Below are 22,312 nucleotides of genomic sequence, written 5' to 3'. Positions count from 1 at the left end.
CTATAACTATGTTAAAAATACTTACACACATTTCAAGAGTTCTTGTTGGATTATTATTTATTTATTCTGGATTTGTAAAATTGGTTGACCCTGTAGGTTCAAAATACAAATTCGAAGAATACTTTAGTGCAGATGTATTAAACCTTGAGTTTTTAATACCTGTCGCTTTAGCGTTCTCAATATTATTAATTATCACAGAATTAGTATTGGGTGTAATGCTTTTGGTTGGTTATAAACCTAAGTTTACAGTGTGGAGTTTGTTTGGAATAAACCTAATATTCCTATTTTTAACATGGTATTCATACGCGTATAACAAAGTTACAGATTGTGGTTGTTTTGGTGATGCAATTAAATTAACACCAAAAGAAACATTTTATAAAAATATCGTGTTCATGGTATTTATCGTAATTCTAATTTTAGGAGTACGATTTATAAAACCATTAATCTCGAATAAAATAGCTTCTTACGCTACAATAGGAGCAGTAGTAATTTCTTCATTTATTGCATACTATGTGTTACAACATTTACCAATAATAGATTTTAGAGCCTACGCTATTGGAACTAATATTGCTGAAGGAATGGCTTTTGGTCCGAATGGAGAAGATCCTAAAATACATGATTTTGAAATCAGTACAGTTGATGGCGATGTGTTAGAAGAAATGCTAGGGAAAGATAAAGCAATGCTTATTTTATTAACAACTTTAGAGAAAGTTAATAAAGATGGATTAAAGTCTATTTCTGAAGTTGCAGCTAAAGCAAAGCAAAACGGATACGAAATTTACGTATTAACATCTGATATTATGATGGCAGATGTTATTTATGAAGATAATACAGAAAAGCTAGATGCTTTTATTAAAGAATATAACTTACCATATACTTTCGGAAGCTGTGACGAAAAAGCTATAAAAACTGCAGTTAGAGCAAATCCAGGAGTAATTATTGTAGAGAAAGGTGTAATCACGAATAAAAAGAAGTGGAGAGACGTAGATGAAATAAAGTTCTAATTATCAGTATATTTTATATATTTAAATACTGTTAATCAAAACTTTAATACTATGAAAGTCTTAAAATACATCTTACTATTAGTACTAGTCTTAGTACTAATAGGTTTATTGTATGTTACTTTACAACCTTCAGATTACGATGTAAATCGTTCTAAAGTTATCAATCAACCTGTTAATAAAATTTTCAATACAGTTAACGATCTTAAAACTTGGGAAAAGTGGGGACCGTGGCACGATGAAGATTCTACTATAGTTGTTACTTATGGTGATAAAACCGTCGGAATTGGAGCTAGTGATAGCTGGACAAGTAAAGATGGTCCAGGTAGTATGAAAACTATTGCTTTAGAAACGAATAAGTCAATTACACAAGAAATCAAATTTGGAGATAACGATCCTGGAGAGATTCTTTGGGATTTCGAAGAGGTAAAAGGAGGAACAAAAGTAACTTGGACTATGAAAGATGATAAAGCTCCTTTCTTTTTCAAGATGATTTCTGCCATTAGTGGAGGTTGGGATAATATGTTAGGTCCGATGTTAGATAACGGATTGAATAATTTAGATGAAGTAGTTGCTTTAATTCCTGATGCTTTCCGATTAGGGGAAATTAGAACTATAGAACATGAAGATAAGTCATTTATTGGTTATCATTACAAACTTAAGATCGATGAAGATGCTATGGAGAAAGCGTTTATGGAAGCGTTACCAAAAGCAGGAATGTATGCTGCTGGTTTAGGTTTAAAAGAAGGTGACTATGTTCCTGGAGGTTTGTACCATAAATGGGATGAAAAAACAGGAGAAGCAGATTTTCATATTGGTTTATTATTAAATAAAGATGTTCCTGCTGCTGAAGGTATGGATAAGTTAACTGTTTCAGGAGGAAAATATATTACTTTAACTAAATGTGGAGCTTACGGAATTGGAGATGTAGAAGCGCACAGTAAAATAGGAGCATATATTAAAGAAAACAAGTTAACACCTAAATATCCATTATACGAATTGTATGTTAACGATCCTTCCAAAGTAAAAGAACATGATATACAAACAGATATTTATTATTTGGTAGAGTAAACAACATAAAATTAATAGAAGAAGAACCTCACAAAACTGTGAGGTTTTCTTATTTTCGTAATTCATGAAACAGTTATTTTTAGTATTTATTGGTGGAGGTTTTGGAAGCGTTTTGCGTTTTTTGTTAGGTAAAGCTTTAAATAATTCTGAAACAGGTATTCCTTTAGGTACTTTTTTAGCCAATATTTTAGGAAGCTTATTAATAGGTTTTATTTTAGGTTTAGCTGCAAAAAATGAAGTGTTAACTCAAAATCACTCATTGTTATTGGCGACTGGTTTTTGCGGAGGATTCACAACATTTTCAACTTTTGCTTATGAAAATCACGTGTTTTTAAAATCAGGAGATTTTATGTCTTTTGCACTGTATACAATAACTAGTTTTGTGTTAGGCTTTTTAGCTGTCTTTTTAGGAATTTATTTAATAAAATATATCATATGAGTAATGTAGTACACTATAGTACAGAGGAGAATTATGCAATTTTAAAGATTGCAAATGGAAAAGTAAATGCGATTTCTCATGAAGTTATCGATGAGTTAAATACTTATTTAGATAAAGCAGAACAAGAAGAAAGAGTAGTTATTATTGCGGGACAAGATGGTATTTTATCTGGTGGTTTTGATTTAAAAGTAATGACTAAGTCTCCTGATGCTGCAAAAGAATTGGTAACTAAGGGATCTAAACTTTCACTTCGTTTATTATCTTTTCCTTATCCTGTTATTGTAGCTTGTGGAGGTCATGCAGTTGCAAAAGGAGCATTCTTATTATTATCTGCTGATTATAGATTAGGAGTTGCTGGGGATTTTAAAATCGGGTTAAATGAAGTAATGATTGGAATGACTATGCATAATGCTGGTGTTGAAATTGCTAGAGGGAAATTAACTCCAGTGTATTTCCAAAGAAGTGTAGCTAATGCAGAAATGTATAATCCGGAAGATGCTGTATCGGCTGGATTTTTAGATAAAATTGTACCACAAGAACATTTATTGCCAACTGCAACTAAAGTTGCACAGATGTTCGGGAAATTAAATAAAAAGGCACACAGAGATACGAAACTAAAAGTACGTAAAGAAACTTTAGAGAGATTAGAAAAAGCAATTGAAGAAGATATTGCTCAAGAATTATCTTTTGATGCTTAAAAAAAACAAACCCCACTTTTTAATAAGTGGGGTTTTTATTTGTTAGTTTATCCTCTACATCCTCGAATTACTCCAAATAAGTAATCGTCAGCAGCTTCTCTGTATTCATCACCACATTCACTATCAAAAGGGTCAGTACTACTTCCGTTAACGCGACCGCATCTATCATGATCTAAACAGTCTTTTGTCCACGCACTAGCAACAGTGAAAAAAGAACCACAACCAGATCCACAACGGCCAATACAACGTTCTCCATTTACTAAAATAGATTCACGAATATTTCCACGATCATCATCGTATTCAGCAGTTACAAAAGTATTTTTTCTGATACACGTAATTCCTTCGTTTCTATTTTGTAATGATTCATTTTCATTAATGTCAGAAGCAATGCGAGTCTTTTTGTGTGGGTATCCTGTTGGAGATTTTGCCCAATATTCTAATAATCGTAATAATGTAAATTCAGCCATAGAAAACTGATCAGTGGTTTCTCCTTTAAATAAGTATTTAGAAATTTCTTTTCCTAAATCTAATAATGTTTCTTTTTGATCTAAAGTTAATACGGCATCTTTTCCATCAAAATCTATAGATTGATTTTGATAATTTACGGCTGCTTCTAAAGAAAGATGATCGATTAATACAGTTCCAGTAAAAACAAATTCATTTGTAGCAACAACTTTATAGTTTACTAAATGCTCATTGATTGTTTTTTCACCAGAGAAAATTTGTTCTTCTTGTTGCTCTAGTCCAATTGCTTCTGCTTCTGGAGTGTTGTTTTCATTATTACAGCTTATCATAAAAAGTGTTGATAAGATTGTAAAAGCTAAAAGTTTGAAATGTTTTTTCATGAGTTTAAATTTTGAGGTTAATAGGATCAAAACTACTTTCACAATGTGATGAAAAAACATGCTGATTATTAAATATGTATTAAGATAAAAACAGTTGTGTTTGTTAGTTTTTTTAATATATTTTTATGTGAATCAATAGTTTGGGAGGTATATTGAAGAGAAGAATACTTAACAATAAGATGAGATATTGTTTAAAGAAAAATAACGATTTATTTAATCTGTTATTTTAAGCTTTTCAAGTTGGTAGATTAATGATAAAGAAGGGGTAGTTAGCTCTTGTTCACTATTATAAAACTTCCACTTTTTTGTGTCAATTTTAGAATATTTATAAGGATAAAAACAACCTCCATGACCTTTAATTGTATCTGTGAAAACATCAAATGTTCCTTCAGCAATCAATTGCTTTTCTTTGTTTAGGAATTTCCAAAAGCCTTTTTTATACCAGTATTTTACAGAATCAGCTTCAAGTCCACAAAAAAGATAAGTGTCTTTTTTAAATTGTCCAATACCATAAAAATCTCCATACTTTTTATATTCATAAGCTTCACTACCAGGAAAATTTAAAGAAAAAACTTCTTTGTAATGAATGTCTTTAATAAGTTTTATGTGTTTCTTTTCCTTAGTTAAATATTCAATTCCTAATTTTTCATAATTAAGACTAAGTTTAAAACTATCACTTATAATCGTATATTCTGGTTGAAAGTTAATGTTGTCAGTAATTTTCAAACTATCTAATTGTGAGATATATTTTTCTAACTCTTTATAGGATTTAGATTTTTTCAGAATTATCATATTATTTTTTATACCTCTCTGTTCTAAACTGAAAGAATAGAATTCTAAATTCTCTTTTGGAAGTTTTAGTTGTATATATCCATCTTTTTTACAAGATGTTAAGAAATACAGACAAATAATTAAAAGTGTAAGTTGATAGATTTTCATACACTATTTTTTATAATCCATTACACCAGCTTCGATAGCAATAGCTAAAGAATTATTTCTTGGAGTAATTGGGCAAGAATACAATTTGTTATATGCGCAATAAGGATTGTAAGCAGTATTGAAATCTATAGTGACTGTTCCGTCTTCTTTAATATCTGTAGTTAAAACGTCAATAAAACGTCCTCCACCATAAGAACCTTTACCATTAGTTTCGTCTAAAAAAGGAAGAAATAAGTGATTCTTATAATCAATTCTTGGGTTTGGATCTTTGTAAATATCTAATTCAAAATCTTTTCCATCTATTGAAAATTGAATAACACCGTATTTTTTATACTTAACAGTTTCAGAAGTTGTTGTAGGAAAGTTAAAGACTTTTCCGTTTGGAGTTTTTGTTAATCTTGCTGAAACTTTAAATTTCTCATTAACCGGGAAAAAAGCTAATCCTTTAAATTTTCGTAAACCACTTTTGGTTAACGGAGAAGTTGAAGCATCTTTAAATTTAGCATTCATTTTACGTTGAAATTCAGATTCTCCTTGAGGTTTTCTCTTTCCTGAATTACATGATAATAATAGAGATAAGAAAAGAAATACTATAACTTTCTTCATAAATAAGTTCTAAAATAAATAAGTGATTTAGTTTAATCGAAACTTTCGTTCTTCTTCAGTTAAAAAACTTAAAGATCCGCTGCTATATGTTGATCCAAATGTTCTTACACTAGAATATATCTGAGATAAAGCATCGATTACTTGATTTTCTGATAACTCTTGTAATGGATGTATAAAAGCAGTCCATAAAATTCCATCAGAAACAGCATAACGTACATCCAAAGTAGAATGAAAATTGGCCTCCATACATTTTTTAAGCTGCGTGTCGGTAAGATCATTTGCTTCAGTGATTGGTGCAATAATTCGCATTCTATTATGAAGTTGATCTGTTAAACACATAAAAGCAATCTCATTAATTTCAAATTTCCAATATCCTTCAGAACCTTCAATTTGATCAGCATTTTTTGCTAAAATTTCATACAGTATATTATTGTCCATAGCCAGATTTCTCTAAAGAATAGTTAAACGATTAATAAGTGATTACGAAGTTAGTTGAAATGCGATTAAAAACAAAATAAGTATTTCATATACAACCTATTCATATTTTGTATATGTTTGTATAGTAATTAGAAAATAATCATGAAAAACACATGTACATATAAGCAGTGGAGATCGGTAGTTAAACTATCGCTCAGTCGGGCTTGTTATGTATAAATGTTATATCTATATAAAAATATACAATTGCATTAAGTCCGGCTTTTAGCCGGACTTTTTATTTTTTATTACGTCAACTTAAAACAAACAATTATGAAAAAGTTATTTACGAATTACTTAGCAACTTTTAAAGGCCTCTCAAAAGAGGTATGGTGGTTGTCTTTAATTACGCTCATCAACAGAGCAGGAACAATGGTAATTCCATTTTTATCATTGTATTTAAAAGAAGGACTCAACTTCTCATTTTCAGATGTTGGGCTTATTATGGTCTTCTTTGGTTTAGGATCTGTAGTTGGATCAAAATTAGGAGGATATTTAACCGATAAAATCGGATATTACAAAGTGATGCAAGTAAGTTTGTTTCTTACAGGTATTCTATTTGTGTTATTACAGTACGTGACAACTTTAATTGGATTTTGTGCTTCAATTTTTGTGTTGATGACAGTTGCAGATACGTTTCGTCCAGCAATGTTCGTTGCGTTAAGTTTATATAGTAAACCAGAAAATAAAACAAGGTCTGTAACATTAATCCGTTTGGCAATTAATCTTGGTTTTTCGGCTGGTCCGGCTATGGGAGGTTTAATTATTACAACTTTAGGTTATCAAGGTTTATTTTGGGTAGATGGAGTTACTTGTGTATTGGCAACCATCTTATTGATAAATGTATTAAATCCTAAGAAAGCTAGAGTAATTGATGAAGTGAAAAACGAGAATCCGTTATCTATATATTCTGATAAATTATTCTGGATTTTCTTTGTAGCAATGGCGTTATTCGGAGTGGTTTTCTTACAATATTTCTCAACAATTCCATTGTACTACAGAGATGTTCATCATTTGTCAGAATTTGAAATAGGATTATTATTAGGAGCAAACGGACTTATTATTTTCTTGTTAGAAATGCCATTAGTAAAAGCTTTAGAAGATTCGAAACACACAAAAATAGCTTTAATGTTCGGAGGAGGAATTTTAGTAACCTTAAGTTTTATTGTGTTGAATATGACTGGCTGGGTTGGAATTTTACTCGTTGGAATGTTTTTAATGACTATTGGTGAAATGGTGATGTTTCCGTTTTCAAATGCATATGCATTAGAAAGAGCAAAAAGAGGAAGTCAGGGGGAATATATGTCTTGGTATAGTATCTCATTTTCAATAGCTCATGTTTTTGGTCATTTCTCTGGAATGCATTTAGTTGATAAAATTGGTTTTGATAATACTTGGTATATTGTATTTGGTCTTTCTTTGTTAAGCGGACTTTTTCTGTTGCTACTATTATTCAAAACTAAACGACTAGAAAATAGTATAGGAAAATGATAAAATCTTTTAAATAATATTATTTGGGGATTATAATTTTTATACAAAACTTGAGTTATTGTATATAATTAACCAAATCCCCAAATAGTAATGAGAAAAATTACACTTCTTTTGCTGTTTTGTGTAGTAAGTATTGTCGCACAAAACTCAAATATTCAATTTTCAAACACGACTTATCCTTTTGGTTCAATGCCAAGTAATGTTCAAGAAGCAGATTTAAAAGATGCTTATGTACAATGGAAAGCAAATTTTGCAACCACTTGTACAGGTGGTCGTGCTAGAATTAAATTCGATGATCCAAATTTTACGGTTTCTGAAGGAATTGCTTACGGAATGTTATTGTCTGCTTATGCAAATGATAAAGAGCTTTTTGATGGTTTATGGAAATACTATAAAAGCCATACAAATGCAAACGGAGTAATGAACTGGAAAATTGAAGGTTGTGATACAGTAAATGGTCAAAATGGAGCAACAGATGCTGAATTAGATGCTGCTATAGCTTTAATTATAGCAGGAAATCGTTTTGGTAATACTGGTATTTTAAATTATCACCAAGAAGCTAAAGATTTAATTGCGATAATGAAGCAACATGAAATCGAAGCAACAAGTTATGTGTTAAAACCAGGAGATGCTTGGGGAGGATCAAACAATACAAATCCTTCTTATTTTGCACCAGCTTACTTTAGAGTTTATGGAAAGTTTACAAACGATGTGCAGTTTTGGGATAATGTAACTGCTAAAACATATGAAATTTTAAATGCGAATTTATCTGTTAATAATGCAGTTGATTGTTTAGTCTCAGATTGGTGTAAGGCAGATGGTTCATATTCAGATATTGTTCCTTGGGCATTTAATTCAGGGAAATCGTTTTATTATGATGCAGCAAGAACACCTTGGAGAATTGCTACTGATTACATCTGGTTTGGAAAAACTGATGCGTCGTCATATTTAGCAAAGTGCGAAAACTTTGTTAGCAGAGTAGGAGGTTTAGATAATATTACGGCAGGTTATAATCAAGACGGAACACAAATTCACACATTTAAAGATCCTACGTATACAGGTTCTTTTGCAGCTTCTTTAATGAATTCAAACCAAACTGTAGTAGATAATGCATATAGCACTACTAAAAATTTAACATCTACAGCTTATTTTGCAACAACATTACGTGTTATTTACATGTTTACTTTATCAGGGAATTTTTACAACCCTGTTTCAGAAGTATTGAGTAACGAAGAAGTGGTACAACAACAAAAAGATATTATTATTTATCCTAATCCAACAACGAACGAATTACGTTTGGTAAATTTTGAATTAGGTAAAAAGGTGAAAATATACAATACATTAGGTAAAGAAATTATGACTACCGATGTGAAAAATTCTAATATGGAATTAGTTGATGTTTCAGAGCTTCCGACTGGGATTTACTTTATCAATAGTGGTAAAGTGAAAATTAAATTTATAAAGAAATAGAAGTCCAACTTCTATAGTGGTTTTTTTGTACGCAAAAACCTAATTTATTATAGTTAAGGATATTTAGCGAGAAAGGATTTGATTCTTTCTCGCTATGTTTTTTATGATAAGTGTAGTATTTTTGAATGTGAAATTTCAATACAAATATGAATATACAAGACGCACAAAAACAAGTAGACGATTGGATTAAGAATCATGGAGTTCGTTATTTTAACGAATTAACAAATATGGCTCAACTTACTGAAGAAGTAGGAGAAGTTGCTCGAATTATTGCTCGTAGATATGGAGAGCAAAGTGAAAAAGAAAGCGATAAACAAAAAGATTTAGGTGAAGAATTAGCAGATGTGGTTTTTGTAGTGTTGTGTTTAGCAAATCAAACAGGAGTTAATCTACAAGAGGCTTTTGATAAAAAGTTAGATATCAAAACAAAACGTGATCACGATCGTCATCATAACAACGAAAAGTTAAAATAAATGACTGTAATTGAAAAATTAAAGAGTCCATTGTTTTGGAAAAATGTACTCAAAGTAAGCATACCTTTCTTCATTTTTGTAATTATTTTTTCTCTGCTTTTTTATAACGGAAGACTAATTTTTTCTGGTGATTTTCAGGCAGTATTTGATAAAGAGTTCAAAAATGGTAAATGGATTAACTTTCTTGTGCCTAGATTAATTATAAGTTTTGGTTATGGGATGTATACAGTCATGAAAAAAATGAAATAGAAAAATCATCAATAAAATATTAAAAGCCATCTTTTAAATAAGGTGGTTTTTTTATTGTATGCTTAAGAAATATTAAAATGACATTATAAGCCCTATAATTATTTCAACATTTTTAAAATAAGTTTTAAGATCTTATATTTTTTACACAAATTATTGAGTTTTGTGAAATTTCATACAATTAAATTAAGGTTATTATTTTGTTATTTATTTGTTTTAACTTAATTTTTTATCAATAATCTAAATTGAGAGTTAAAAACTTTTATTATGTTTTTGTTTTAAGTTGTTTTTATGTTTATTTATTAAATATTTATTAAAAAAGCATTTTTACTGAGAATACTTTAATGTTTTTGTATTTTTGGTTTCCGGATTTTAAATAAATTAAGAAAATATTAATTTTTCTTTTAAAATTAACCAACTTAAAAACCCTTCTTAAAATGAAAAGTAATCTCAAACTTTTACTTGGTGGTTTGTCGATGGTTTTAGTTACTTCTTTAGGTTATAAAGAATATCAATCTTATAAGCTTAAAAAAGAAATCGAAACACAAAGAGAAACTCACGCAAACTTCTTAAAAAATAGTCCCTTTAAGGAAAGACTTCAATGGGATAAAAAAACTAGAAAGTTAAACGGACTTCCTCCGAACAAGTATTTCGAACAAATGTGGGAGTTAACAATCAACCCAAACACGGGAAGATTAGAAGATGAAAATGTAACAAAACTTCGTGAACAACTAAGGTCAGAAAGAATTGCTCGAAGAGTTCCTGGTGATAATAATTCTCCATGGGTAGAAAGAGGACCAAATAATGTTGGAGGTAGAACTAGAGCAATATTATTCGATCCAAACGATGCTAATAATAGACGAGTTTACGCTGGTGGAGTTAGTGGTGGTTTATGGGTGAATAACGATATTACTAATGCAAATTCTCAATGGCAAAGAGTACAAAATGTTCCAGGTAACTTATCTGTAACATCAATTACTGTTGATCCAAGAAATTCAAACAACTGGTATTTAGGAACTGGTGAGCAATATACTGCTGGAGATGTTGTAGGTAACGGTGTGTATAGAAGTACAGATGGTGGTACAACTTGGACAGCCGTAAATATTCCTGCTGCTGGTGCTGCTACATTTGATTTTAATGCAGGAAACCTTTTCTTATCAGGAATCAATTATGTAAACGATATTTTAGCTTGGGATAATGGAACTTCTACAGAATTATTTGTTGGAGTTGGAGCTAACGTTTATTCAGATGCAAGTTCGCCAACAAACTGGTTAGGATTACAATCTGCAGGATTATATCGTTCTACTGATAACGGAAATACTTGGAACAGAGTTGAAGCTGCAGGTATGGGATTCGAATTTAGTGGAGCAAACTATTATTTCATTCCAAATGATTTAGAAGTTGGATCGGATAATAGATTATGGATGGGTACAATTACAACTCCTGGTTTGGGTCAAGGAGGAGGAAGAGTATTTAGTTCTACAAACGGAGCTACTTGGACGGAAGCAGCTGCTTCTCCTTTAGTAGAATCTAACAGAGTAGAATTAGAGCCTTCAATTACAAATCCAAATAGATTATATGCATTAGCACAAGGAACAACAAGTGCTTCTCCAGTTCGTATTTTCGAAACTACAAACGCATTTGGTACAGTAAGAACTTTAAGTTTACCTAATGATGCAGATAACGGAATTCCAGCGAATGACTTTACAAGAGGACAAGCATTTTATGATTTAGTAATAGAAACTGATCCAAATGATGATGACGTAGTTTTTGTTGGAGGTATCGATTTATTTAGAAGTACTAATGGTGGTGGATCTTGGACTCAAATATCTCAATGGAGAAACTTAGGTCTTAGAAATGCTAGTTTAGTTCATGCAGATCACCATGCAATAGCTTTTGCAGGTAATTCTTCAACTAGAATGTTATTTGGTAACGATGGTGGTGTATACTATTCAAATAATGGTGGAGGAACAATAGCTTCAAGAAATAGAGGATATAATGTAACTCAGTTTGTAAAAGCTGGAATAGGACCAGATGGTCCAGGTGATAGAGATGGAATTTTTACTGCTGGAGCACAAGATAACGGTACACAAGCCTTTAGAAATGCTACTGCAGGAATCAATAGTTCTACTGAATTAAGTGATGGTGATGGATTCTATACGTTTGTTGATAAAGATGGTCAGTTTATGATTTCTACATTCACAAACAATGTAATTTATCGTTTTAATTTACCATGGAATGGAAGAAGTAGAATTCAAGGTGGTGCTACAACTTTATCGAGTAGTCAAACTACTGGTGACTTCGTAAATCCAATGGATTATGATAGTGACGCGAATCGTTTATTATCAAATAACTCAACAAGAGCTACAAGTACTACACCAGCTGCTTTTTCTATCTTAAGTATTAATGTTGCTGCAAACTCAAGAGGTACATTAACTAACACTTTATTAAACGCATCTCCTACGGCTTTCAGAGCTTCTCCTTTCACAAACAACAGATGGTTTGTTGGTTTAGCAAATGGTAGATTACTAAGATTGTCTGGAGTGAATAATAGTAATGCAACTTTTACTCAAATAAATACACCATTCGTAGGTTCTATTTCTTCTGTAAGATTTGGTGCTACTGAGAACGATATTTTTGTAACAATGCACAACTATGGAGTTGTAAGTGTTTGGGCTACTACAGATGGTGGAGCTAACTGGGTAAACAGAGAAGGTAATTTACCGAATATCCCTGTTAGAGATATCTTACAAAATCCATTAGATAGAAATGAAGCAATTTTGGCAACTCAATTAGGAGTTTGGTCAACTTCAAACTTTAACGATGCTGCTCCAAATTGGACACAAGCTTATAACGGAATGAGTGATGTAAGTGTAACTGCTTTCGATTACTGGAACGTTAACGGAAATAATACAGAAAATAGAATTATAGCTTCTACTTATGGTAGAGGAGTGTTTACAGGAGAGTTTACAGCGAATACAGCTGCAGATACACAAGCGCCAAGTAGACCAAATAATGTTACAGCTTCTAATGTTACAGCTACCTCATTAACATTAAGTTGGAGTGCTTCAACTGATAATGTAGGAGTAACTGGATACGATGTGTATCAAGGATCAGCCTTAGTAGGAACTACAGCATCAACTTCTACAAATATTACAGGTTTAACTGCAAATACAGCTTACTCATTTACAGTAAGAGCGAAAGATGCTGCTAACAACGAATCTAATGCAAGTGCAGCGGTAAATGTAACTACAACTGGTGGTGCAAGTTCATCATGTACCTCAACAGTAGCTTCTTTCCCATATAGTGAAAGTTTTGAAACGAATGATGGATGGACTCAAGTTACTGGTGATGATGGAAACTGGTTAAGAGATAGTGGAGGAACACCTTCAAGTGGAACTGGACCAAGTAATGGTGCTGATGGAAGTTTTTATTTATTCTTAGAAGCATCAACAAATAATAGTGCTGGACAAATAGGGAATAATGCTACGGCAATTTTACAAAGTCCTTGTTTTGATCTTTCTGGAGAGTCTTCTGCAAGTTTTTCTTTCAGTAACCATATGTTTGGAACAAGTGTAGGTTCTTTAACTTTACAAGCGTCTACAGATGGAACTACTTGGGTAAATTTATGGACAGATTCTAGTAACCAAGGAAACCAATGGAATGATGTATCTGTAGATTTAGCTGCTTATTTAGGAGGAACAGTTAGCTTACGTTTCGTAGGAGTTACAGGAACAAGTTGGTCTAGTGATATTGCAATTGATAACCTTGCTTTAACTGCTGGAGGAAATTCAGGAAACCCAACAAGCCCTGCTTGTGAAGCTTTAGATTTCAACAACTTTACAGTATCTAGTTTCTCAAACCAAGATAATGCTGGAAATTTCTCTGTAAGTACAGATGGATCATCTATAACATTAACAAACAATACATGGAAATCTATTCCTTTAGATTACACGGTAACACCGAATACAGTAATAGAATTCGAATTTAGTAGTGCTTCTGAAGGTGAAATTCATGGTATTGGTTTTGAAACTGATAATAACTTATCGGCTAATAACTATTTCAAACTTCATGGAACTCAAAATTATGGTATCACTAATTTTGATAATTATGCTGGTGGAACTCGTACGTATGCAATTACTGTTGGAGCTTCTTATACAGGAACTATGAATAGATTAGTTTTCATTAACGATAATGATGGAGGTTCAGGAAATACATCTACGTTTACTAACGTAAGAATCTACGAAGGATCTTGTTCTTCTTCTACAGCTGTTGTATCAGCTCAAGATTTTGATGTAAGAAATGACCTTTTAGGAGATGAAGATGAAGATATATTAGCTTCAGTTAAAATAGGACCAAATCCTGTTGTAAAAGGAAATGTTTTAAGAATAATTTCTTCTAAAGAATTAACAAACACTTCTTATACAATCTTTAATACATTCGGACAGGCATTAAAAACTGGAAGATTAGAGAATGGAACTATAGCTACTGATAATTTAGCTACAGGAATTTACTTATTAAACTTAAGTAATAAATATACAGAAACTACAATGCGTGTAATCGTGAAGTAATTTATATAATTCCTTAAATAAAAAGACTGTTTAAATTTATTTAAACAGTCTTTTTTTATGCTATAATTTTATTGAATAACTTTCTTTCCGTTAATCTAGTTGAATAAAATCAATTTGACTAGCTTTTACTTTCTGATTTAACTCTTTTACTTTAGAGTTAAAGATATTGTATAATTTATTCAATTCAATGTCGATATCTTTTGTGATTTCATTTTTAAAAGCAATCGCTTGATCAGTAGGTTTATAATCACCAATTCTAGTCAATGAGTTTAAATGTCCTAATTTGTTATTTAATTTAATAGGGAAATTTAAAGGATCTTGATTACTCTTACTCTTAGTTTGATATAAGTTGTTTTCAACAACAGTCATTTCCTTAACTAATTTATCAGCAAAGTCTAATAGCTCTTTATGTTTCTTTTTATCTTTAATAGACTTCTTTAAAGTAGTAACTTGATTTCTAACTTTCTTTACATTTTTTAATGCTTTATGAATCTCAGTCATTTTTGCATTAATGCTATTGATAAAGTCAAATTGAGCTTTTAAATCTTGGGGTGTAGATTCTGAATTTGGCTTGTTTTTAATTGTGAAGTTTTGAGATTTAGATTTTCCGTTTACAACTAAATCTACTTTATATTCTCCAGGTAAAGCCATTGGTCCGCTTAAAGAAGCCCACCATAAAATCATACCTTTTACACGTTCAGCTCCAGTATACATCATATTCCAATAAAAAACATTGTCGCCTTCTTTTACTTTTAATTTTCCTTCTTTTTGTTTTGTATCAGGATGAGTACTAAAAGCACGGATTAAATTTTTAGAACTATCGTAAAATTTAAGAGCTACAGTATCTTTTTTAGTATACTTTTTTAAATAATAATTTACAGGAACTCCACCATAATAGTTTGTTCCATTTCTTCTAGATTTAGCTCCATTTCCTCCACCCATTCTATAACTTTCTTTAGGTTTATAAACAAAGAAATCTTCTTTTTGAAGTGTATTGTTTAATTGGTGTAATGGAGTTAAATCATCAATAATCCATAATGAACGACCTTGTGTAGCTGCAATTAAATTATTTTCCTTAACAGCTAAATCAGTAATCGGAACTAAAGGTAAATTCAATTGGAATTTCTGCCAGTTTTTACCATCGTTGAAAGAAATATACATTCCTCTTTCTGTACCAGCATATAGTAATCCTTTTCTTTTAGGATCTGCACGTAAAGCTCTAGTGAAATCTTCGTTTCCTATTCCTGAGGTAATTTTTTTCCAAGACTTTCCATAATCTTCTGTTTTGTAGATATAAGGTTGGTAGTCTCCAGTTTTATATTTTGTTCCAACGATGTAAGCTCCACCTTTAGTGTGAGGATCAATTTCAATACAATTAATCATCATCCATTCCGGCATTTTTTTCGGAGTTATGTTCGTCCAGTTTTTTCCACCATCTTTTGTGATATGAACTAAACCATCGTCAGAACCTGTATAAATTACTCCATTTTCACCAGGAACTTCAGCGACAGCGAAAATAGTTCCGTAGTACTCAACTCCAGTGTTATCTTTTGTAATTGGACCACCTGATGGGCCTAATGTTTTAGGATCATTTCTAGTTAAATCTGGACTAATAACTTCCCAAGATTGACCTTCATTAGTTGTTGCGTGTAAATGATTAGATGCCGCGTATAATTTTTTCTTGTTATTTGGAGAAAATAATACAGGGAAATTCCATTGAAAACGATATTTAAAATCTTCAGCACCATGTCCCATAGGATCATCTGGCCAAACATTAACCGCTCTAAATTCTCCAGTTTTATGGTTCACACGAGTTAATAATCCACCGTAACTTCCACCATAAGCAATGTCATTATTTAAAGGATCTACAGCGATATGAGCACTTTCTCCACCTGCTGTTGATTCCCAATCTTGTTCAGTAATAAACCTTCCATCTGTTCTATGAGCTATTCTAATCGTAGAATTATCTTGTTGAGCAACATAAATTCTATACGGAAAATGATTGTCTGTAGTTACACGATAAAATTGAGAAGTTGGCTGATTTAAATATGTAGACCAGTTCTCACCAGCATCAAAAGAAATTTGTCCACCACCATCATCAGCAATAATCATACGTTGATTGTCTTCAGGAGCAATCCATAAATCATGATGATCTCCATGCGGAGCATTGTATGTTTTGTAAGTTCTACCACCGTCTGTAGATTTATGATAACGAACATTTAAAACATATACTGTGTTTTCATCTTCAGTGTCGGCATAAATTCTAGTGTAGTACCAAGCTCTTTGGCGAAGTTTACGTTCCTTGTTTATTAATCTCCAAGTTTTACCTCCGTCTAAAGATTTATAAACACCACCTTTTTTATTTTCAATAATCGCCCAAACAATGTCAGAATTTAAAGGAGATACAGCTAAACCAGAAATTCCCCAAACACCTTTAGGTAATCCAGAGTTTTTAGAAATGTTAGTCCATGTTTCACCTTCGTCAGTACTTTTCCAAATTCCAGAACCTTCACCACCACTAGATAAACTGTAAGGAGTTCTTCTAACGTTCCAAGTAGAAGCATATAAAGTTCTTGGGTTACTAGGATCGATAATTAAATCGATAGCTCCTGCATCTGTATTGCTAAATAAAACTTTTTTCCAAGTTTTACCTCCATTTATAGATTTGTATACACCTCTTTCTTCAGTAGACTTGTATAAATCACCCAAAACAGCAGCGAAAACAATATCAGGATTTTTAGGATGAATTCGTATTCTTGGGATGTGTCTAGAGTTAGGTAAACCAACATGTTTCCAGGTTTTACCAGCATCTTCAGATTTCCAAACACCGTCTCCAGAAGATACATTTCCACGAACAGTTTTTTCTCCCATTCCAACGTAGATAACGTTGTTGTCCCATTCACTTACTGCGATAGATCCAACTGATCCTCCAAAGAAACCATCAGAAATATTTTGCCAAGTATTACCAGCATCTATAGTTTTCCAAATACCACCACCTGTAGTTCCCATATAGAAAAGATTGGGCTTTTTTGCTACACCAGTAACAGCACAACTTCGTCCTCCTCGATGCGGGCCGATGTTTCTCCAATCGATTGCGTTAAAATATTCTTCAGAAAATTGGCTATTGTCATTTTGAGCATTAACTTTGATTTCGAAGAATAGGAGCAGGATTGCCCCTATAAAAAGTAGTTTTTTCATTTGATTTAGTTGATTAAAAAGCTAAATATAAAATTTTGTTAATGGACTTATTGTTAAAGATTCCTAAAAATCAATTATTTAAAAATAGTGTTGTAATATCAGGTTCCAAAAGTGAATCGAATAGATTATTAATTCTACAACAATTATTTCCAGAATTAGTTATAGAAAACCTTTCTAGTTCTGATGATTCTGTACACATGCAAAATGCATTAAGTGGAGATTCAGAAATTGCGGATATTGGGCACGCAGGTACTACAATGCGATTTTTAACAGCACTTTTTTCATCACAAGAAGGAACTACAAAAGTTTTACAAGGATCTGAGCGTATGCATAACAGACCAATTAAAATTTTGGTAGATGCATTAAGAGATCTTGGTGCAGATATTACCTATTTGGAGAAAGATGGATATCCACCATTAAAAATAGTTGGTAAGAAGTTAACGAAAGACAATGTTTCAATAGCAGGAAATGTTAGTAGTCAGTATATATCGGCTTTATTGTTAATTGCTCCGAGTCTGCCTAACGGATTAAAATTAGAGCTTACAGGAGAGATTACTTCTATTCCATATATCAACATGACTTTGAGTTTGTTGAATCAATTAGGAATTGAAACAAAATTTGAAGGAAATACTATCGAAGTTTTCAAAAAAGAAAATATTACAGCAAAAAATATTATTGTTGAAGCAGATTGGAGTTCTGCATCATATTATTATTCATTAGTAGCTTTAAGCGAAGTTGGAACAGAAATAACATTATCGTCGTACAAAAAAGAAAGTTTACAAGGTGATAGTTGTTTATCAATAATCTATGAGCATTTTGGTGTAACTACCGATTTTAATGAGCATACCATTACATTGAAAAAAGTAAGAGAAGCTAATAAAGAAAAACTAAATTTAGATTTAGTTAAGGCTCCAGATATAGCACAAACTATTGCTGTTACTTGTTTTGCTCTAGAAGTTCCTTGTGATTTAGAAGGCTTACATACCTTGAAAATTAAGGAAACGGATCGTTTAGAGGCTTTAAAAGAAGAAATAACAAAGTTAGGTGGAGATATTAGTGTAACCAACGAAGAGTTGTTCTTGAAAAAATCTGATGCGATAAAAGAAAACGTAACGATAGAAACATATCACGATCATAGAATGGCTATGGCTTTTGCGCCTTTAGCACTTAAAGTTCCGATAAAAATAGCGGATGCTAAAGTTGTAACAAAATCGTATCAGAACTTTTGGTCTGATTTTGAAAAGATTGGAATAGAGCAAGAAGTCTTAAAATAAAAGATGAAACGCTTGACAAGCCCTATGTTGAAATCGTATATTTGCCGCCATATAATATAGAACTACAATGAAATTATCTCAATTTAATTTTGAATTACCTAGTGAATTATTAGCTGAATATCCTTCTGAGCACAGAGATGAAGCTCGTTTAATGGTATTAAATCGTAAAGAACAAACTATTGAACATAAGTTGTTTAAAGATTTAATCAATTATTTTGATGAAGGTGATGTAATGATGTTGAATAATACGAAGGTTTTTCCTGCTCGTATGTTTGGTAATAAAGAAAAAACTGGAGCAAGAATTGAAGTTTTCTTATTAAGAGAGTTAAATGCAGAGCACAGATTATGGGATGTTTTAGTAGATCCAGCACGTAAAATTCGTATCGGAAACAAATTATTCTTTGGTGAAGATGAGAGTTTAGTAGCTGAGGTAATTGATAACACTACATCTAGAGGAAGAACTTTACGTTTCTTATTTGATGGTTCTTACGATGAGTTTAGAAGAAAACTTATTGAATTAGGGCAAACACCATTACCTAAATATATCAAGAGAGATGTTGAGCCAGAAGATGAAGAGCGTTACCAAACAATTTTTGCTAAGCACGAAGGAGCAGTAGCTGCACCAACTGCAGGGTTACACTTTTCTAAGCACTTAATGAAGCGTTTAGAAATTAAAGGAGTTGATTTTGCTGAAATGACACTTCACGTTGGATTAGGTACTTTTAATCCAGTTGAAGTTGAAGATTTATCTAAGCATAAAATGGATTCTGAGAAAATTATCATTCCTCAAGAAGCTTGTGATGTAGTTAACAATGCTATTGAAAAGAAAAGAAGAATTTGTGCAGTAGGAACAACGGTAATGAGAACTGTAGAGTCTTCAGTTTCAGCAAGCAAAAGATTAAATAATTATGAAGGATGGACAAACAAATTTATTTTCCCTCCTTATGATTTTAGTATCGCAAACTGTATGGTAACAAATTTCCATACACCTAAGTCTACATTATTAATGATGATTTCAGCATTTGCTGGTCACGATTTTGTAATGGAAGCTTATCAAGAAGCAATTAAAGAAAAATATAAATTTTACTCGTACGGAGATGCGATGTTAATTATTTAATATTTTCAAAAAATTATAAAGAAAACCGGGTAACTTTACGTTATCCGGTTTTTTCATTTAAGAGAAGATTTATCAGTCAATTATGCTAAAAGAATATTTAAGAAGTTTTCAGGTTTTATCAGAAGAAGAGATTCAAAATTTTATGAATCAAGCAGAAATAAAGAGGATTAAGAAAGGAGATTTTTTAGCGGAAAGTGGTAAAGTAAATACCAAAATTGGATTTATAAAAGAAGGAATTTTAAGATCGTTTTATTCGTCTTCAAATGAAGAAGATATTACGTATTGTTTCAGATTTGCTGGTTCTTTTGCATCGGCTTACTCTTCTTATTTAACAGGGAAACCATCAGTAGAAAATCTACAAGCAATTACCGATGTAGAAATTTTGATGTGGACTAAAAGTCAATTAATTGAACTAGAAAAAGAAAGTGCAAATTGGACGATGTTGCTGAAAATTTTAACCGAATATGAATACATAGAATTGGAGCGAAGAATATTTATGCTTCAGAAAGAAACTGCTGAACATAAATATTTAGACTTAATGCAAAATCAGCCCCAACTAATCAAAGAAATCCCACTAAATTATTTAGCCTCTTATTTAGGAATTACACAACGACATTTAAGTAGGATTCGAAAAACCGTTTATTAGACATTTGTCCTTTTTTAAAGTTTAGGTTCATTGTTATTTAGCTAAAAAATTAAACAATGAATATTTTAATTATAAATGGGCATCCTGATAAAGAAAGTTTCAATAACGCTTTGGCTGATGCGTATTATCAAGGAGCAAAATGTATACAGGATTCAGTAGAAATTATAAATGTAAGAGAACTTGATTTTAATCCTAATTTACAATTCGGATATCGAAAACGAACTGAACTTGAACCAGATTTACAATTTGCGATTGAAAAGATAAAAGCAGCAGATCATTTAGTTTGGATTTTTCCTATTTGGTGGGCAGGAATGCCAGCAATATTAAAAGGTTTTATCGATAGAATTTTTTTACCAGGAATTATGTTTGATATAGAAGAAGGAAAGTTATTACCTAAAAAGTTATTAAAAGGTAAAACTGCTCGATTAATTATAACATCAGATTCTCCAAAATGGTATTATTCTTTGTATTTAAAAAACTCAGTAATTAATCAACTAAAAAAAGGAATTCTAGCGTTTTGTGGAGTAAAACCAACAAAACTCACATACATTGCTCCAATTAAAAATTCAACTCAAAATTTTCGTAAAAAATGGTTAGAGAAAGTTTTTAATCTTGGTAAAAGCTTAAAGTAATTATGTTACAATTTAGATGTTATTTTAGTATTTGTAGGTTTTGTTGTCGAATAAAAATAATCAATTAGATTTCCTTGCTCATCAACTAAATACTTTTGAAAATTCCATCGAACTTTAGAATTCTTTTCTCCGTTTAAACTTTTTGATGTTAACCAATTGTATAAAGGATGTTGTTTACTACCTTTTACTTTTATTTTCTCTGTTAAAGGAAAAGTAACACCAAAATTGATATCACAAAATTCTTGAATTTGTGTTTCGTTTCCTGGTTCCTGACTTCCAAATTGGTTACAAGGTAAACCAACAACAGTTAGTTGGTCTTTGTAAGTTTCACTTAACTCTTGTAGCTCTTTGTATTGTTTTGTGAATCCGCATTTAGAAGCCACATTAACGAATAGTATTTTTTTGCCTTTAAAATCTGAAAGTGAAATTGGCTGATTTCGAATATCATTAATCTTAATGTCATAAATAGATTGTTTTTCTACTTCGGAAGCAGATGAAAATAATTTAGCCTTATTTAAGATTTTCATATTCAGATGTTTTAAAGTTATAGCTAATGCTTTCGAAACGTAAAATTAATTGTTTTTTATGTTATGAATATATTTTGAGTAGTTATTTCAACTATTTTGAAATATTCTAAGTATTAGTTTTTTTTGAATAAAAAATATATCGTGTTTATAGTTTGAATCAAAATAAACAAACAAAAGGACAGCGGAAAGAGTATTTCAAAATAATCAGGATTAATAGAAACTATCAAATAAAGATTATAGATAATTATCGAAGCGCAAGCTATTAATAATAATATCAGAAGAAAACGAATTGATTTAACTGGAGTTACTGTGTAAACAATTAAAAACACAGATGTAGATAAAAATAGTATTGTTGTGCTTAAAATCTCAATGTTGGCATAGCTAAAAAAATCTACTTTATGACCTGTAGCATATAATAAACCTACTAACAAAAGAATATAAATTCCATAAAGAATAAATAGAATTTCTGCTTTAGTTTTAAAAGATTTCATTTCATTTTTCATAGTGCTTATTTAGATGTTTTCTCAGAAGGCTACAAAAATAAAGTATTTTTAATCTTTGTTTTTCTAAAGATTTTCGCTTTAGAATCAATAC

19 protein-coding genes are annotated in these 22,312 nt (G+C 31.3%); 13 read left to right on the top strand and 6 right to left on the bottom strand.

Annotated features, from left to right (window positions below):
• Positions 1–8: 8 nt before the first annotated feature.
• The 4 genes from Q1A15_RS00875 to Q1A15_RS00860 all read left to right on the top strand — a co-directional run bounded on the left by Q1A15_RS00875 (position 9) and on the right by Q1A15_RS00860 (position 3,209).
• On the top strand, positions 9–1,004 hold the full coding sequence (locus tag Q1A15_RS00875) for a DoxX family protein (protein WP_299617417.1): 996 nt from the start codon (positions 9–11) through the stop codon (positions 1,002–1,004).
• A gap of 51 nt (positions 1,005–1,055) precedes the next feature.
• Complete coding sequence (locus tag Q1A15_RS00870; RefSeq protein ID WP_299617415.1) at positions 1,056–2,072, top strand: GyrI-like domain-containing protein; 1,017 nt, start codon at positions 1,056–1,058, stop codon at positions 2,070–2,072.
• A gap of 64 nt (positions 2,073–2,136) precedes the next feature.
• Positions 2,137–2,511: a fluoride efflux transporter CrcB gene (gene crcB / locus Q1A15_RS00865; RefSeq protein ID WP_299617413.1), complete on the top strand. Its 375-nt coding sequence runs from the start codon at positions 2,137–2,139 to the stop codon at positions 2,509–2,511.
• Positions 2,508–3,209 carry a crotonase/enoyl-CoA hydratase family protein gene (locus Q1A15_RS00860; protein ID WP_299617411.1) on the top strand — a complete coding sequence of 234 codons (702 nt, stop codon included), beginning with the start codon at positions 2,508–2,510 and terminating at the stop codon, positions 3,207–3,209. Before crcB ends, Q1A15_RS00860 begins: the two co-directional genes overlap by 4 nt.
• 47 nt (positions 3,210–3,256) lie before the next feature.
• Here the strand turns inward: Q1A15_RS00860 and Q1A15_RS00855 are convergent, their stop codons facing one another.
• From Q1A15_RS00855 to Q1A15_RS00840, 4 genes are all read right to left on the bottom strand, one after another.
• A complete protein-coding gene (locus Q1A15_RS00855) occupies positions 3,257–4,054 on the bottom strand; it encodes a hypothetical protein (RefSeq protein ID WP_299617409.1) in 798 nt (265 codons plus the stop codon).
• 213 nt (positions 4,055–4,267) lie between these two features.
• Positions 4,268–4,993, bottom strand: a complete 726-nt coding sequence (locus tag Q1A15_RS00850; protein ID WP_299617407.1) for a hypothetical protein — start codon at positions 4,991–4,993, stop codon at positions 4,268–4,270.
• Positions 4,994–4,996: 3 nt separating this feature from the next.
• Positions 4,997–5,599 (bottom strand): DUF1684 domain-containing protein, encoded by a 603-nt coding sequence (locus Q1A15_RS00845; RefSeq protein WP_299617405.1) that lies wholly within the window; start codon positions 5,597–5,599, stop codon positions 4,997–4,999.
• Between the two features lie 27 nt (positions 5,600–5,626).
• Entirely contained in the window at positions 5,627–6,037 is a 411-nt protein-coding gene (locus Q1A15_RS00840; protein ID WP_299617403.1) for a hypothetical protein, read from the bottom strand.
• 309 nt (positions 6,038–6,346) lie between these two features.
• Between Q1A15_RS00840 and Q1A15_RS00835 the strand changes: the two genes are divergently transcribed.
• The 5 genes from Q1A15_RS00835 to Q1A15_RS00815 all read left to right on the top strand — a co-directional run bounded on the left by Q1A15_RS00835 (position 6,347) and on the right by Q1A15_RS00815 (position 14,324).
• Entirely contained in the window at positions 6,347–7,564 is a 1,218-nt protein-coding gene (locus Q1A15_RS00835) for an MFS transporter (RefSeq protein ID WP_299617400.1), read from the top strand.
• A gap of 90 nt (positions 7,565–7,654) precedes the next feature.
• Positions 7,655–9,034 carry a glycosyl hydrolase family 8 gene (locus Q1A15_RS00830; protein WP_299617398.1) on the top strand — a complete coding sequence of 460 codons (1,380 nt, stop codon included), beginning with the start codon at positions 7,655–7,657 and terminating at the stop codon, positions 9,032–9,034.
• A gap of 146 nt (positions 9,035–9,180) precedes the next feature.
• Positions 9,181–9,507: a nucleotide pyrophosphohydrolase gene (locus Q1A15_RS00825; RefSeq protein WP_299109156.1), complete on the top strand. Its 327-nt coding sequence runs from the start codon at positions 9,181–9,183 to the stop codon at positions 9,505–9,507.
• Positions 9,508–9,756 (top strand): hypothetical protein, encoded by a 249-nt coding sequence (locus Q1A15_RS00820; protein ID WP_299617396.1) that lies wholly within the window; start codon positions 9,508–9,510, stop codon positions 9,754–9,756.
• 434 nt (positions 9,757–10,190) lie between these two features.
• Entirely contained in the window at positions 10,191–14,324 is a 4,134-nt protein-coding gene (locus Q1A15_RS00815) for a fibronectin type III domain-containing protein (RefSeq protein ID WP_299617393.1), read from the top strand.
• 90 nt (positions 14,325–14,414) lie between these two features.
• Here Q1A15_RS00815 and Q1A15_RS00810 read toward each other — a convergent pair whose 3' ends face one another.
• Positions 14,415–17,522, bottom strand: a complete 3,108-nt coding sequence (locus tag Q1A15_RS00810) for a glycosyl hydrolase (RefSeq protein ID WP_299617391.1) — start codon at positions 17,520–17,522, stop codon at positions 14,415–14,417.
• Between the two features lie 41 nt (positions 17,523–17,563).
• Between Q1A15_RS00810 and Q1A15_RS00805 the strand changes: the two genes are divergently transcribed.
• The 4 genes from Q1A15_RS00805 to Q1A15_RS00790 all read left to right on the top strand — a co-directional run bounded on the left by Q1A15_RS00805 (position 17,564) and on the right by Q1A15_RS00790 (position 21,191).
• A complete protein-coding gene (locus Q1A15_RS00805) occupies positions 17,564–18,796 on the top strand; it encodes a 3-phosphoshikimate 1-carboxyvinyltransferase (RefSeq protein WP_299617389.1) in 1,233 nt (410 codons plus the stop codon).
• A gap of 67 nt (positions 18,797–18,863) precedes the next feature.
• Positions 18,864–19,913 (top strand): tRNA preQ1(34) S-adenosylmethionine ribosyltransferase-isomerase QueA, encoded by a 1,050-nt coding sequence (queA, locus tag Q1A15_RS00800; protein WP_299617387.1) that lies wholly within the window; start codon positions 18,864–18,866, stop codon positions 19,911–19,913.
• 82 nt (positions 19,914–19,995) lie between these two features.
• Entirely contained in the window at positions 19,996–20,559 is a 564-nt protein-coding gene (locus tag Q1A15_RS00795; RefSeq protein WP_299617385.1) for a Crp/Fnr family transcriptional regulator, read from the top strand.
• Between the two features lie 56 nt (positions 20,560–20,615).
• Entirely contained in the window at positions 20,616–21,191 is a 576-nt protein-coding gene (locus Q1A15_RS00790) for an NAD(P)H-dependent oxidoreductase (RefSeq protein WP_299617383.1), read from the top strand.
• 5 nt (positions 21,192–21,196) lie between these two features.
• On the opposite strand, the gene Q1A15_RS00785 is transcribed toward Q1A15_RS00790, so the two are convergent.
• Positions 21,197–21,718 carry a glutathione peroxidase gene (locus tag Q1A15_RS00785; protein WP_299617381.1) on the bottom strand — a complete coding sequence of 174 codons (522 nt, stop codon included), beginning with the start codon at positions 21,716–21,718 and terminating at the stop codon, positions 21,197–21,199.
• Positions 21,719–22,312: the final 594 nt, after the last annotated feature.

The sequence above is a fragment of the uncultured Tenacibaculum sp. genome (assembly GCF_947495995.1).
Lineage (GTDB): Bacteria > Bacteroidota > Bacteroidia > Flavobacteriales > Flavobacteriaceae > Polaribacter.
This window is presented reverse-complemented; position numbering and strand designations above follow the sequence as displayed.